Here is a 13,267-nt window from a genome sequence, read left to right as displayed (position 1 = left end):
TTCTTATTTTTGCAACCTAAAAACCTAAAAACAACTAAAAAAAATTACAATGGCACACAATATTAAACCAGGAGTAGCTACAGGAGATCAGGTACAAGAGATTTTTAATTATGCGAAAGAAAAAGGATTTGCACTTCCAGCAGTAAATGTTACGGGGTCAAGCACAATTAATGGAGTCCTTGAAACTGCAGCGAAACTTAATGCGCCAGTTATCATTCAATTTTCAAACGGAGGAGCACAATTTAACGCAGGAAAAGGATTGTCTAACGCAGGTGAAAAAGCCGCAATTGCTGGTGGAATCGCAGGAGCAAAACATATTCACGCTTTAGCAGAAGCTTACGGAGCAACTGTAATCTTACACACTGACCACTGTGCAAAAAAATTATTACCTTGGATTGATGGTTTGTTAGATGCATCTGAAAAACATTTCGCAGAAACAGGAAAACCATTATTCAGTTCACATATGATCGATTTGTCTGAGGAGCCAATCGAAGAAAATATTGAGATCTGTAAAGAGTATTTAGCGAGAATGAGTAAAATGGGTATGACATTAGAAATCGAGCTAGGTATTACAGGTGGTGAAGAAGATGGTGTTGACAATTCTGATGTTGACAGTTCAAAATTATACACACAGCCAGAAGAAGTAGCTTACGCTTATGAAGAATTATCTAAAGTAAGTCCTAAATTTACTATTGCTGCGGCATTTGGAAACGTTCACGGTGTTTACAAACCAGGAAACGTAAAATTAACTCCAAAAATATTAAAAAATTCTCAGGATTTCGTTCAAAACAAATTCAACACTGGACATAACCCGGTAGATTTCGTTTTCCACGGAGGTTCAGGTTCTACACTTGAAGAAATCAGAGAAGGAATTAGCTACGGAGTTATCAAAATGAACATTGATACAGATTTACAATTTGCATATACTGAAGGAATTCGTGATTATATGGTTAAAAACCTTGACTATTTAAGATCTCAAATTGGTAACCCAGAAGGGGCTGATGTTCCTAACAAAAAATATTATGACCCAAGAAGATGGGTTCGTGAAAGCGAAGTAACATTCAACGCAAGACTTGAACAAGCTTTTGCAGACTTGAATAACGTGAATACGCTATAAGTAAAAGTTTAAAGTTTCAGATTTCAAGTTTCGCAACTTGAAACCTGAAACCTGAAACAACAAAATTAATAAATATGGCTTGGTTTAAAAGACAGGAAAAAGGAATTACGACCGCGACAGAAGATAAGATGGACGTTCCGAAAGGATTGTGGTACAAATCTCCTACTGGAAAAATTATTGATGCAGACGAATTAGCAAGAAACTTATTCGTAAGCCCTGAAGATGATTTTCACGTTAGAATTGGAAGCGCAACCTATTTTGAAATTTTATTCGACAACAACGAATTTGTTGAGTTAGATAAAAACATGACATCAAAAGATCCTCTGCATTTTGTGGATACAAAAAAATATGCAGAAAGATTGAAAGATGTAATGGAAAAAACACATCTTAAAGACGCTGTACGTACAGGAGTAGGAAAATCTAAAGGACGAGAGCTTGTAATTTGCTGTATGGACTTCGCATTCATCGGTGGATCTATGGGAGCTGTTGTAGGTGAAAAAATTGCAAGAGGTATTGATCATGCGATCAAAAACAAATTACCTTTTGTCATGATTTCTAAATCAGGAGGAGCTCGTATGATGGAAGCCGCTTATTCATTAATGCAATTAGCTAAAACATCAGTAAAATTAGCCCAGTTAGCTGAAGCTAAATTACCTTACATTTCGCTTTGTACAGATCCAACTACAGGAGGAACAACTGCATCTTACGCTATGTTAGGAGATATTAATATTTCTGAGCCTGGTGCTTTGATTGGTTTTGCAGGACCACGGGTTGTTCGTGACACAACTGGTAAAGATTTACCGGAAGGTTTCCAGACCGCTGAGTTTCTTTTAGAGCACGGATTCCTAGACTTTATTACGCCTAGAAAAGAATTGAAAGACAAGATTAACTTGTACATCGATTTGATTCAAAATAATACAATTAGATAGTTTTAAAACTTCTAATCATATAAAATCCCATTCGCTAAGGCAAATGGGATTTTTTCATATCTTTATTTTAAATCTTGATTGTTATGACGAGAATTTTTTTTGGTTTTGTGGTCTTCTTGCTTCTTTTGAATTGCAACAAAAAAGAAGAGAAGACTTCTTATGTAATTTCCATCGAGAAGAGCAAATTCTTAAATGAATTAAAAAAGAAAAATATTCCACCCCCACCTTCTGGATTTTACTCCTATAACAATCTAATTATAGATCAAAAAGGGGATTTTTATTTTTATCAAAAAGAATATACGCCTTGGCATTGCATTCCATCTGAAAGAGATACAATTCCAGATTTCTTTAACATTAAACCAATTGAGATAATTAAAGTTCCAAATAATAGCATTGTTGATTTTATAAAACAAAATGTTGCAAATAGAAATGAAATGAAACGTATGCTTGTAATTGCGTCTCAAAATGACACTATAAAAAATAATGCTCTACTTTCTTATTTAAATGAAAACCAACTAAGATCTTTTTCTACAAGAAGAACAACACAAGAAGAAGATACAGTTTTAAAATACAAGCAAAACAATGAATTTTACAATTATGAAGATATTAAATGGAATCAAAACAGAATAATACTTCCATTCATAAAACCAAAATTGTAAAGTAAAAAATACTTTTCATCCACAATAAGTTTCTTAATTACCCTGCCTTTTTCAAATCCTTTTTCAGTTCTCTTTCAGCTATTTTAAAAGCTAGCTTCTCACGCCATATCGCATAACGTTCTCTAAAAACTATTTTTATAGCACTATCAACTGCGCCATGCATGAATAAACTCCAAACGCTCTGCATTTTTCGTGTTATAGATCGATCCCATGCACGAAGACTTAATGAAAAAGAACCGTCTACGTAGCGCATCCAATGCCACATTCCGGTTGGCATAAACAAAGTATCTCCGTGTTCCAGAAAAACCTCATAACCTTCAACGCCTCTTAGAGCGGGAAATTTTTCAAAATCCGGATTGGCAACATCATAATCTTCTAAAGCATAGGTAGTATTCGGAACGCAATAAAGTCTTTTCTTCCATTTATAGTCAAATAATATAATATGTTTCCTTCCTCCAAAATGGGTATGAAAAAGATGTGGCAAATCGATATCATAATGTAAAAAAGTGAACGCACTCGAACCTCCAAAAAACATGGCTGGCATGCTTTCTATAAAGCCTCCCATTAATTCCTTTGGGACTTTCACATCATTTATTAATTCAGGTCTGTGTTTGAAAAGATTAAAGAAAAAAATACGCAACTGTGTTGGCTCCCTTTTTATTAAATCCAGATATTCTCCAAATTTCATACTCGCAATAGAAGCATTGATTATTTTGGTAGGATCTGCTTTAGAATTATCAACCAGTTTTACCTCAATATCCCCTGCGATTTCTTTAAAATAATCCGTTGTCCATTTTTCTCTGGCTGGCCAGTCTTTTGTTAATCCTTTTATAATTAAAGGCTTTCTCTTATCTAAATAGTTCTTTTTAAAATCTTCTCTAGAAATAGACTCAACGGTATCGACAGGTTTTAAGTTAAAGCTCATTTATTTATTGATTTAAATTGCTACCTACCAAGTAAGTATCTACTCCTTTAAAAAAATCACAACTAATAACACAAAAGAAAACTTACTACATCCCAGTTCGAATAGCTTCAACAGGGTCTAAGTTCGCTGCAGAAATTGCTGGCAGAATTCCAGATATTAACCCAATTATGGCTGCTAACGTAGTTCCTAAAATTATATTTCCAAAGCTTAAAACGAATTCGAAGTCAAGCACTTTTGTCAAAACAAGTGCGATCCCCCAAACCATTAAAAGCCCAATTATTCCACCAATAACAGAAAGAATTATAGCTTCAAATAAAAATTGAAACAATATAAAACGATTTTTCGCCCCCAATGACTTTTGAATTCCAATTAAATTGGTTCGTTCTTTAACCGAAACGAACATAATATTAGCAATTCCGAAGCCTCCTACTAAAAGAGAAAATCCGCTAATAATCCAACCCACAACATTCATCTGACCTAAAATTCCGTCAATAAAATCAGTAAATCCAGAAAGAACATTCACAAAAAAATTATCTATTTCACCCGCTTTCATTCCACGGATGGCTCTTAATTTTTGTGCAACTTCGGCTTTATAAGCATCCATATCGACACCTTTAACAGGTTTTAAAACAATTACAGGAGTCATCGCATCACTGTCACCATACATTCTTCGCAAAAAGTTAGCCGGAAAATAAACTGATGTATCATTACTATCTCCAAAAAATCCCGCACCCATTTTAGTCATAACGCCAATAACAGTAAAACGTTGTCCGTACAAACGAATACTTTTCCCGATAGGATCATCAGAACCAAAAAGTCCAGTCGCAATTTCATATCCTAAAACAATTACCGGTGATCCGGAATTAGATTCAGATTCGGTGTAAAATCGTCCCTTATCAAAAGTTAATCCGTCAATGTCAACCATTTCATAAGAAGAAGGAACCATATTAACATCGGCAACAGTTTTTGAATCATATTTCAAACTTTCTCTATTTACAAAAAGCTGATAACCGACCTGCTGTGTATTGTTGAGTGAATTTTTTAAAGCGATATATTCATCATATTTCACATTTGGAAACTGCTCTCTTTTCCATTGCGGAATTTCTGAAGGTCCAAAGCAAAATTTCATTAAATAAATTGTATTTTTATCTAAGCTGCTCAAATCTTTAGAAATTTTACGGTCCAGAGAATCGACAGCAGCCAAAACGGCGATAATCGAAAAAATACCAATTGTAACACCCAACAACGACAATAATGTACGCAATTTGTTATTTCGCAAAGCATTTATGGCAAAGCTCAGACTTTCCTTTAATAATCTTAAATAAAGCAGCATATTTTCGTATTTTTCAATAAAGTAAAATTCAATAAATTAAAATCAAAAACCTAATAAAAGTTAACTTACTCATCAGTAGTTTTTTTTAAGATAATGTTACATTAATTTTCTTTAAAATAATATTTAAAAAAACTACTTTTGCAGTCTGAAAATCATAACTACACAATGAGCACAACTAAAACAATACAATCAGCATTAATATCTGTTTTTTCGAAAGATGGACTAGAGCCAATCGTTAGAAAATTACACGAGCAAAAAGTAACACTTTATTCAACTGGAGGAACTGAAGATTTCATTAAAAATCTTGGAATTCCTGTAGTTCCGGTAGAAGATATAACTTCATTTCCTGAAATTCTTGGAGGAAGAGTAAAAACTTTGCACCCGAAAATTTTTGGTGGAATTTTAAACCGTCAGGATAATGAAAGCGATGTTCAACAAATGAAGGAATTTGATATTCCGCAGATTGATTTAGTAATTGTTGATTTATACCCTTTTGAAAAAACGGTTGCTTCAGGTGCAAGTGAACAAGATATTATTGAAAAAATTGATATTGGTGGAATTTCATTGATTCGTGCCGGTGCAAAAAACTTCAAAGACACTGTAATCGTAGCTTCAGTAAATGAATATAGTTTACTTTTAGACTTGATCACAGAACAAAACGGAGCAACAACATTAGAAAACAGAAGATTATTGGCTACAAAAGCATTCCACGTTTCTTCTCACTATGACGGTGCTATTTTCAATTATTTCAATACAGATGAAACCATCTATAAAGAAAGCATTGCTGATGGACAAGTTTTAAGATACGGAGAGAATCCACACCAAAAAGGGTTTTTCTTTGGAGATTTTGATGCTATGTTCAAAAAAGTTCACGGAAAAGAATTATCTTACAACAACTTATTAGACGTTGATGCTGCAGTAAATTTAATTAATGAATTTAAAACTGACGGACCAACATTCGCTATTTTAAAACATAATAATGCTTGTGGTTTAGCTTCAAGAAAAACAATTAGTGAAGCTTATTTAGCTGCTTTAGCTTGTGATCCTACATCTGCTTTTGGTGGAGTTTTGATCGCAAACACTAAAATTGATTTAGCTACGGCACAAGAAATCAATAAATTATTCTGTGAGGTTGTAATTGCTCCAAGTTATGATGATGATGCAATTGCAGTTTTACAAGAAAAGAAAAACAGAATTATATTAGTTCAGAATGAAGTTGAATTACCTTCAAGACAAGTAAGAACATGTCTTAATGGTTTGTTAATTCAGGATAGAAATAACATTACAGATACTAAAGAGCATTTAAAAACCGTTACTATCACAGAGCCAACTACACAAGAGATAGAAGATTTAATTTTTGCTTCTAAAATTTGTAAAAACACAAAATCAAATACAATCGTATTTGCTAAAAACGGAACTTTAATTTCATCAGGAACGGGTCAGACCTCAAGAGTTGATGCTTTGATGCAGGCAGTAGATAAAGCAAAAGCTTTCGGATTTGATCTGACAGGAGCTTCAATGGCGAGTGATGCATTTTTCCCTTTTCCGGATTGTGTAGAATTAGCTAAAAAAGCCGGAATTACAGCTGTAATTCAACCAGGAGGATCAATAAAAGATGAATTAAGCATCAATTATTGCAATGAAAATAATCTTGCAATGGTATTTACAGGAACGCGTCATTTTAAACATTAATTTGTTTAACTTTGTTCGATAATTATTTATAACATTTTAAACCCCTAAAAAACTTATGGGATTTTTTGATTTCATGACCGAGGATATTGCGATAGACCTTGGTACCGCAAACACTTTAATCATTCACAATGATAAAGTTGTTATTGATAGTCCGTCAATCGTTGCACGTGATAGAATATCAGGCAAAATCATTGCTGTTGGTAAGGAAGCCAACATGATGCAAGGTAAAACGCATGAAAACATCAAGACCATAAGGCCTTTGAAGGATGGTGTAATTGCCGATTTTGATGCTTCAGAAAAGATGATCAATATGTTCATTAAAAGCATTCCGGCATTGAAAAAAAGGATGTTTACTCCAGCGTTACGCATGGTAGTATGTATTCCGTCTGGAATTACAGAGGTTGAGATGAGAGCTGTAAAAGAATCTTGTGAAAGAGTAAACGGAAAAGAAGTTTACCTGATTCATGAACCAATGGCAGCAGCAATTGGTATTGGTATCGACATCATGCAGCCAAAAGGAAATATGATTGTTGATATTGGAGGTGGTACAACTGAAATTGCTGTAATTGCATTAGGCGGAATTGTATGTGATAAATCTGTAAAAATTGCGGGTGACGTTTTCACAAATGATATCGTGTATTACATGCGTACACAACACAATCTTTTTGTGGGAGAAAGTACTGCTGAAAAAATCAAAATTCAAATTGGAGCTGCTATCGAAGATTTAGATGGCCCTCCAGAAGATATGTCTGTTCAGGGTAGAGATTTACTTACTGGTAAACCAAAACAAGTAGATGTATCATATCGTGAAATCGCAAAAGCATTAGACAAATCAATTCAGCGTATCGAAGATGCAGTAATGGAAACGTTATCACAAACACCTCCTGAATTAGCTGCCGATATATACAATACAGGTATTTACTTAGCTGGTGGTGGATCTATGTTGAGAGGTCTTGACAAACGTATTTCATTAAAAACAGACTTACCTGTTTACATTGCCGAAGATCCTTTAAGAGCAGTTGTTCGTGGAACTGGAATGGCATTGAAAAACATTGCAAAATTTAAAAGTATCTTAATTAAATAAGATTCATAATAACAACCAATATATTTTTTATTGGGGTCAAATATTCAGATTTGACCCTAATAAAATTGGAAACCAAAAGCATATCCTGAAACAAAATAACCAAACAAGAAATGCAGCAAATTTTTAATTTTATTATAAGAAACAGTAATCGATTGCTGTTTTTGCTGCTTTTAGGTATTTCGTTGGCTCTCTCAATTCAATCGCATTCCTATCACAGAAGCAAAGTAATCAGCTCGGCTAATTTTTTAAGCGGAGGTGTTTATGAAAGAATTAATCATGTGAATGAATATTTGAATTTAAGAACCGAAAATGACGAACTTGTACTTGAAAACGCAAGATTAAAAAGTCTCCTTTTTAACAAAGAGGACACTAGCAAATTACCGTTGCCAGATAGTATAAAAGGTGTAAAACCTGCAGATATTATTGTTTCAAAAGTAATTCACAACTCTTATAACAGACACGAAAACTACATTACGTTAAATTCCGGAGCAAATGAAGGAATTAAACCAGATATGGGAGTAATCAATAGTTTAGGAATTATTGGAGTGGTAGACAATACTTCACCAAGATATTCAACAGTGATAAGTATTTTGAATATGAAATCACAGATCAATGCTAAGCTAAAAAAATCCAATCACTTTGGTTCGTTGACCTGGAATGGAAAAAGCACAGGATTTGTTCAGTTAGAAGATGTTCCAAGACTAGCTTCTGTGAAAAAAGGAGACACCATTGTCACAGGTGGACAATCTGTTATTTTTCCTGAAGGAATTAATATTGGCACAGTGGATATTGTATACAAAAAAGAAGGAACAAGTTATTATGTCATAAAAGTTAAGTTATTCAACGATATGACAAACTTAGGCCACGTATATGTTATCAAGAGTAAAGATAGAGAAGAACTTATTAATTTAGAAAACAAGGAAAAAGATGAATAGCGCATTGTTAGTCAATATTTTTCGATTCATTATGTTACTTGCAATTCAGATTGTTATTTTTAACAATATGAATTTCTTAGGGTACATAAGTCCTTTTCCGTACATTCTGTATATTATTCTTTATCCTGTAAACAGCAACAGATCAGGTTTAATAATTTCAAGTTTTTTACTTGGTCTTACGATGGATATGTTTTGTAATTCGGGAGGAATTCATGCTACTGCATGTGTTATTCTCGCTTATTACAGGCCTTACATCTTTAAATTTTCATTTGGACTGAGTTACGAGTATCAAACGATAAAACTAAATGAATCTCTTACACCTGAACGTTTTTCGTTCATACTGGTTTCCGTTTTATTACATCACATAATATTATTTACTCTCGAAGCGTTTCAGTTTAAATTTATTTGGGATATTTTACTCCGAACCCTATTTAGTACCATTTTTACAATAATTATTTCAATCATAATAATATATCTTATTAAGCCCAATAAACGATGAGAAAAGTTTTGCTGCCCTCCTTAATTATTATCGCAGCATCTTTGCTGTTGATCAGGGTATTTTATCTGCAAATTATTGATGATTCATTCAAATTAAAATCAGAGAATAACGCGATAAAAAAACAGTATGACTATCCTGAAAGAGGTTATATTTATGACAGATATGGTAAATTATTAGTTGCCAATCAGGCTTCCTATGATATTATGGTTATTCCTCGCGACATTAAAGAAAATCTTAATGTTGAAGAATTTTGTACTTTATTAAATATTACTAAAGAAGATTACGAAAAAAGAGTTGCTAAAGCTAGAGTATATAGCCCTCGTTTACCTTCTGTGTTTTTATCACAATTAAACAAAAGCGAATTTGCTGCCTTTCAGGAAAAAATAAGAAAGTTTGATGGATTTTATTTCCAAAAAAGATCGCTTCGTGATTACGAGGTAGATTATGGCGCTAACATTTTTGGTTTCATTACTCAGGTAAACGAAAGATTAATTGCCAAAAATCCTTACTATAATAGTGGAGATTTAATCGGACAGCAAGGGGTTGAGCAAAGTTACGAAGAAGTTTTACGCGGCATAAAAGGTGTAAAATACATTCAAAAAGATAAATACAACCGAGAAATAGGTTCCTATAAAAACGGAAAATATGATACGATCGCTGTCGCCGGAGAAGACATCAATATAACTATTGATGCTGAACTACAAAAGTACGGCGAAGAATTAATGATCAACAAAAGAGGTGGAATTGTTGCTATTGAGCCAAAAACAGGTGAAATCTTAGCGTTAGTTACGGCTCCGTCTTATGATCCGGGAATTATGGTTGGAAGACAAAAATCTAAAAACTACACACTTTTATATCACGATTCCATTGCAAAACCTTTATACGACAGGGGTCTTCTGGCGGAATATCCTCCAGGATCACCATTTAAAATCTTAACAGGTTTAGTGGCGCTTCAGGAAGGTGTAATTGATGAGCACACCACTTTTATGTGTCACCATGGTTTTAGCTATGGTAGAGGTCGTTTTATGAAATGCCACGGTTTTGGACCGCATCAATTAAACAATGGTATTTATAATTCCTGTAATACCTATTTTGCGCAATCCTACATGTTAACTATAAATAAATACAATAATCCTGCTAAGGCTGTAGATATTTGGAGTGATCACGTAAAAAGTTTTGGGTTAGGCCAGTTTATGGGATATGATTTACCAACAGGTAAAAGAGGAAATATTCCAACTTCTAAAACCTATAAAAAAATATATCCAAATGGTGGATGGAGAAGTACAACAATTGTTTCTAACTCAATTGGACAGGGAGAAGTTTTAATGACACCTATTCAACTAGCCAACATGATGGCAACAGTTGCAAATCAAGGTTATTATTATACCCCTCATATCATTAAAAAGATTGAAGGCAAAAAAATAGACGCAAAATTTACAACCAAACACGAAACTACTATTGACAAAAAGTATTTCCCGCCGGTTATAGCAGGTTTATTTGATGTATATAATAAAGGAACCGCATATGCCCTTAAAGTAGAAGGAATTGATATTTGCGGAAAAACAGGTACCGCTGAAAACTACGCAAAAATAGGTGGTGTTAGAACAAAATTAAAAGATCACTCTATTTTTGTAGCTTTTGCCCCAAAAGACAATCCCAAAATTGCAATAGCCATTATGATTGAAAACGGAGGTTTTGGCGCAACTGTTGCGGGTCCGATCGCCAGTTTGATGATCGAAAAATATCTTAGAAAAAAGATCACCAGAACTGATTTGGAAACTAGAGTTTTAAACAAAAGTTTAGCTGTTGAATATGCAAAACTGGGAGGAATGAATGAAGCGAGCGCTATTGAATCAACGCCAAAAGACTCAGTTTTAAAAGCTAAAATTATTGTTCCAAAAACAGTAGTTCCGAAAACAGAAATTAAAAAAACAAAAGTAGACACCACTAAAAAGAACTAACAAAGATTATTTCAAATGAAAAATCAAAGTGTAAAAAATAACATCGATTGGATAAGTGTTTTTATCTATACTGCGTTAGTAATATTAGGGTGGCTGAACATTTATTCTTCATCATTATTATCGACAGAAGGAACTTATCAAAAACAACTAATTTTTATTGGTTGTACTATTCCTTTAATTTTTGTTGTGCTTTTTGTTGATGGAAAATTCTATGAAAAATACGCCAGTATTATTTTCGGAGTTTCTCTATTATCATTGGCAGGATTATTTGTATTTGGAAAAACAATTGCCGGTCAAAGATGTTGGTACGCCATAGGAAGCTTCACCTTACAGCCCTCTGAGTTTGCTAAAGCTGCAACTTCATTGGCATTGGCCAAATATTTAAGTGACACCCAAATTAATCTAAAAGACGTAAACAGGCAAATTCAGGCTCTAGCCATTGTCTTTTTACCAGTATTACTAATTTTACCCCAACCCGATCCCGGAAGTGCTCTTATTTACAGTATTTTTATTATTGTATTATACAGAGAAGGTTTGCCGTCATGGTATGTCTGGACAGGTTTCATAACCATTTTATTATTTGTCCTTACACTTGTTTTAGAACCTTATGTCGTGATACTAATTGCGTTGGCCGTTCTTATGATTATTCATTTCAAAGGAAGAGTTGTCGACAGAAACATTATTTTAAGCGGCATAATATTGCTTGGTATCTCTGCCTTTGTTTTTTCTGTAGATTATGTTTTTGATAACGTTTTTAAGCAACACCACAGAGATCGTTTTAATATCTTGTTAGGAAAAAGTGTTGACATGAAAGGTATTGGATACAATACCAATCAATCAGAAATTGCGATTGGATCAGGAGGCTGGATTGGAAAAGGTTTCTTGGAAGGAACTCAGACCAAAGGAGGATTCGTACCAGAGCAACATACCGATTATATTTTTACAACAGTTGGTGAAGAATGGGGCTTTGCTGGTTCGTTTGTGGTGATTGCACTTTTTGCCGGCCTATTTTTACGGGTTATTTATTTAGCAGAAAGACAAAAAACAAAATTCAGCAGGGTTTACGGCTATTGTGTTGCCGCTATTTTATTCACGCACTTCTTTGTAAACATAGCAATGGTTATCGGAATTTTTCCAACAATTGGAGTACCACTACCCTTCTTTTCTTATGGAGGTTCAGGACTCTGGGGGTTCACTATTCTATTGTTTATATTCCTAAAAATGGATGCCAACAAAGTAAATGAATGGTAATTTTAAATTTCACTTTATCCCGAAACTTCGAGACCAAATTCCAATATAATGAATTTTAGAGTCCTTTGAATTATTACAACAAAAGAACTTGGTTCTTCCAGATATAAAAAAAGTCCGAAGTTTTAAACTTCGGACTTTTTTTATATCTGGAATTTGTAGCCTTATATTTTTTCTATTGGTCTTTTCTTTAACAGTTTAAGCAACACAGGAAAGGTAGATATAATTATAATAATTATGATAATATACTCTATGTGATGTTTCAGATCTATTCCTTGCTTTAAAAAGATACCGTATAAATAATGTCCAGAAAAAATTAATATAAAGGACCATAAAAAAGAGCTCAACACATTAAAGAACATAAACTTCTTTTTATCCATTGAAACAATACCCGCTATAATTGGAGCAAAAGTTCTGAAAATTGGTAAAAAACGCGCGTAGATAATTGCCTTTCCGCCGTATTTTTCAAAGAAATCTTTTGATTGTAACAAGTACTTCTTTTTAAACCAAAAAGTATCTTCTTTCTTAAATAAATAATAACCGCTTTTAGCACCAAACCAGTAACCTGTCATGTTTCCTAAAACACCCATAATAGCCACTAGTGTCGAAAGCAAAAAAACATTGATAAAATCACTCGGAATATAAACAACATTTTGAACTAAATCGCGGCTGTATATCCCTGATAAAAAAAGCAAACTGTCTCCGGGAAGAAAAAAACCTGCAAAAAGTCCTGTTTCAGCAAAAACGATAAACAGCACTATGTATAAACCAATTTGAAAACCGCCGATACTTAAAGTTATATAAAATTCAGGGTTGACTAATTGAGTCCAATCAAAATTATTCATAAAATGAGTTTGGTTACATTTATAAGTTTGTGAAAGTAAG

12 protein-coding genes are annotated in these 13,267 nt (G+C 33.5%); 9 read left to right on the top strand and 3 right to left on the bottom strand.

Annotation, left to right across the window (positions count from 1 at the left end):
• Positions 1 to 49 precede the first annotated feature (49 nt).
• The 3 genes from fbaA (at position 50) to AC3ITQ_RS07295 (ending at position 2,705) form a co-directional block, all read left to right on the top strand.
• The gene (gene fbaA / locus AC3ITQ_RS07305; RefSeq protein WP_489237680.1) at positions 50 to 1,117 is read left to right on the top strand and encodes a class II fructose-bisphosphate aldolase; all 1,068 of its coding nucleotides are present in this window, start codon (positions 50 to 52) and stop codon (positions 1,115 to 1,117) included.
• Positions 1,118 to 1,191: 74 nt separating this feature from the next.
• Positions 1,192 to 2,046 (top strand): acetyl-CoA carboxylase, carboxyltransferase subunit beta, encoded by an 855-nt coding sequence (accD, locus tag AC3ITQ_RS07300; protein WP_026983883.1) that lies wholly within the window; start codon positions 1,192 to 1,194, stop codon positions 2,044 to 2,046.
• Positions 2,047 to 2,129: 83 nt separating this feature from the next.
• On the top strand, positions 2,130 to 2,705 hold the full coding sequence (locus tag AC3ITQ_RS07295; protein WP_489237679.1) for a hypothetical protein: 576 nt from the start codon (positions 2,130 to 2,132) through the stop codon (positions 2,703 to 2,705).
• 37 nt (positions 2,706 to 2,742) lie between these two features.
• Here the strand turns inward: AC3ITQ_RS07295 and AC3ITQ_RS07290 are convergent, their stop codons facing one another.
• Positions 2,743 to 3,630, bottom strand: a complete 888-nt coding sequence (locus tag AC3ITQ_RS07290) for a cupin-like domain-containing protein (protein WP_489237677.1) — start codon at positions 3,628 to 3,630, stop codon at positions 2,743 to 2,745.
• A gap of 85 nt (positions 3,631 to 3,715) precedes the next feature.
• On the bottom strand, positions 3,716 to 4,963 hold the full coding sequence (locus tag AC3ITQ_RS07285) for an ABC transporter permease (RefSeq protein ID WP_489237676.1): 1,248 nt from the start codon (positions 4,961 to 4,963) through the stop codon (positions 3,716 to 3,718).
• Positions 4,964 to 5,128: 165 nt separating this feature from the next.
• Here AC3ITQ_RS07285 and purH point away from each other — a divergent pair, with 165 nt between their 5' ends.
• From purH to rodA, 6 genes are all read left to right on the top strand, one after another.
• Entirely contained in the window at positions 5,129 to 6,655 is a 1,527-nt protein-coding gene (gene purH, locus AC3ITQ_RS07280) for a bifunctional phosphoribosylaminoimidazolecarboxamide formyltransferase/IMP cyclohydrolase (protein ID WP_489237674.1), read from the top strand.
• 55 nt (positions 6,656 to 6,710) lie between these two features.
• Positions 6,711 to 7,739 carry a rod shape-determining protein gene (locus AC3ITQ_RS07275; RefSeq protein ID WP_026983887.1) on the top strand — a complete coding sequence of 343 codons (1,029 nt, stop codon included), beginning with the start codon at positions 6,711 to 6,713 and terminating at the stop codon, positions 7,737 to 7,739.
• A gap of 110 nt (positions 7,740 to 7,849) precedes the next feature.
• Positions 7,850 to 8,674: a rod shape-determining protein MreC gene (gene mreC / locus AC3ITQ_RS07270; protein ID WP_375034539.1), complete on the top strand. Its 825-nt coding sequence runs from the start codon at positions 7,850 to 7,852 to the stop codon at positions 8,672 to 8,674.
• Positions 8,667 to 9,173: a hypothetical protein gene (locus AC3ITQ_RS07265; RefSeq protein WP_026983889.1), complete on the top strand. Its 507-nt coding sequence runs from the start codon at positions 8,667 to 8,669 to the stop codon at positions 9,171 to 9,173. The genes mreC and AC3ITQ_RS07265 overlap by 8 nt, the downstream gene beginning before the upstream one ends.
• The gene (gene mrdA / locus AC3ITQ_RS07260; protein ID WP_489237671.1) at positions 9,170 to 11,134 is read left to right on the top strand and encodes a penicillin-binding protein 2; all 1,965 of its coding nucleotides are present in this window, start codon (positions 9,170 to 9,172) and stop codon (positions 11,132 to 11,134) included. The genes AC3ITQ_RS07265 and mrdA overlap by 4 nt, the downstream gene beginning before the upstream one ends.
• Positions 11,135 to 11,149: 15 nt before the next feature.
• Complete coding sequence (gene rodA, locus AC3ITQ_RS07255; protein WP_375034537.1) at positions 11,150 to 12,385, top strand: rod shape-determining protein RodA; 1,236 nt, start codon at positions 11,150 to 11,152, stop codon at positions 12,383 to 12,385.
• A gap of 161 nt (positions 12,386 to 12,546) precedes the next feature.
• On the opposite strand, the gene AC3ITQ_RS07250 is transcribed toward rodA, so the two are convergent.
• Positions 12,547 to 13,227, bottom strand: coding sequence for a DedA family protein (locus AC3ITQ_RS07250; protein WP_489237669.1), 681 nt, complete (start codon positions 13,225 to 13,227; stop codon positions 12,547 to 12,549).
• Positions 13,228 to 13,267: the final 40 nt, after the last annotated feature.

This window comes from Flavobacterium sp. KH_001, assembly GCF_057840745.1.
This window is presented reverse-complemented; position numbering and strand designations above follow the sequence as displayed.

Excerpts from the sequence above, each read along its gene's own strand:
- fbaA (WP_489237680.1), top strand. The coding sequence starts at position 50 with ATGGCACACAATATTAAACCAGGAGTAGCTACAGGAGATCAGGTACAA.
- accD (WP_026983883.1), top strand. The coding sequence starts at position 1,192 with ATGGCTTGGTTTAAAAGACAGGAAAAAGGAATTACGACCGCGACAGAA.
- AC3ITQ_RS07295 (WP_489237679.1), top strand. The coding sequence starts at position 2,130 with ATGACGAGAATTTTTTTTGGTTTTGTGGTCTTCTTGCTTCTTTTGAAT.
- AC3ITQ_RS07290 (WP_489237677.1), bottom strand. The coding sequence starts at position 3,630 with ATGAGCTTTAACTTAAAACCTGTCGATACCGTTGAGTCTATTTCTAGA.
- AC3ITQ_RS07285 (WP_489237676.1), bottom strand. The coding sequence starts at position 4,963 with ATGCTGCTTTATTTAAGATTATTAAAGGAAAGTCTGAGCTTTGCCATA.
- purH (WP_489237674.1), top strand. The coding sequence starts at position 5,129 with ATGAGCACAACTAAAACAATACAATCAGCATTAATATCTGTTTTTTCG.
- AC3ITQ_RS07275 (WP_026983887.1), top strand. The coding sequence starts at position 6,711 with ATGGGATTTTTTGATTTCATGACCGAGGATATTGCGATAGACCTTGGT.
- mreC (WP_375034539.1), top strand. The coding sequence starts at position 7,850 with ATGCAGCAAATTTTTAATTTTATTATAAGAAACAGTAATCGATTGCTG.
- AC3ITQ_RS07265 (WP_026983889.1), top strand. The coding sequence starts at position 8,667 with ATGAATAGCGCATTGTTAGTCAATATTTTTCGATTCATTATGTTACTT.
- mrdA (WP_489237671.1), top strand. The coding sequence starts at position 9,170 with ATGAGAAAAGTTTTGCTGCCCTCCTTAATTATTATCGCAGCATCTTTG.
- rodA (WP_375034537.1), top strand. The coding sequence starts at position 11,150 with ATGAAAAATCAAAGTGTAAAAAATAACATCGATTGGATAAGTGTTTTT.
- AC3ITQ_RS07250 (WP_489237669.1), bottom strand. The coding sequence starts at position 13,227 with ATGAATAATTTTGATTGGACTCAATTAGTCAACCCTGAATTTTATATA.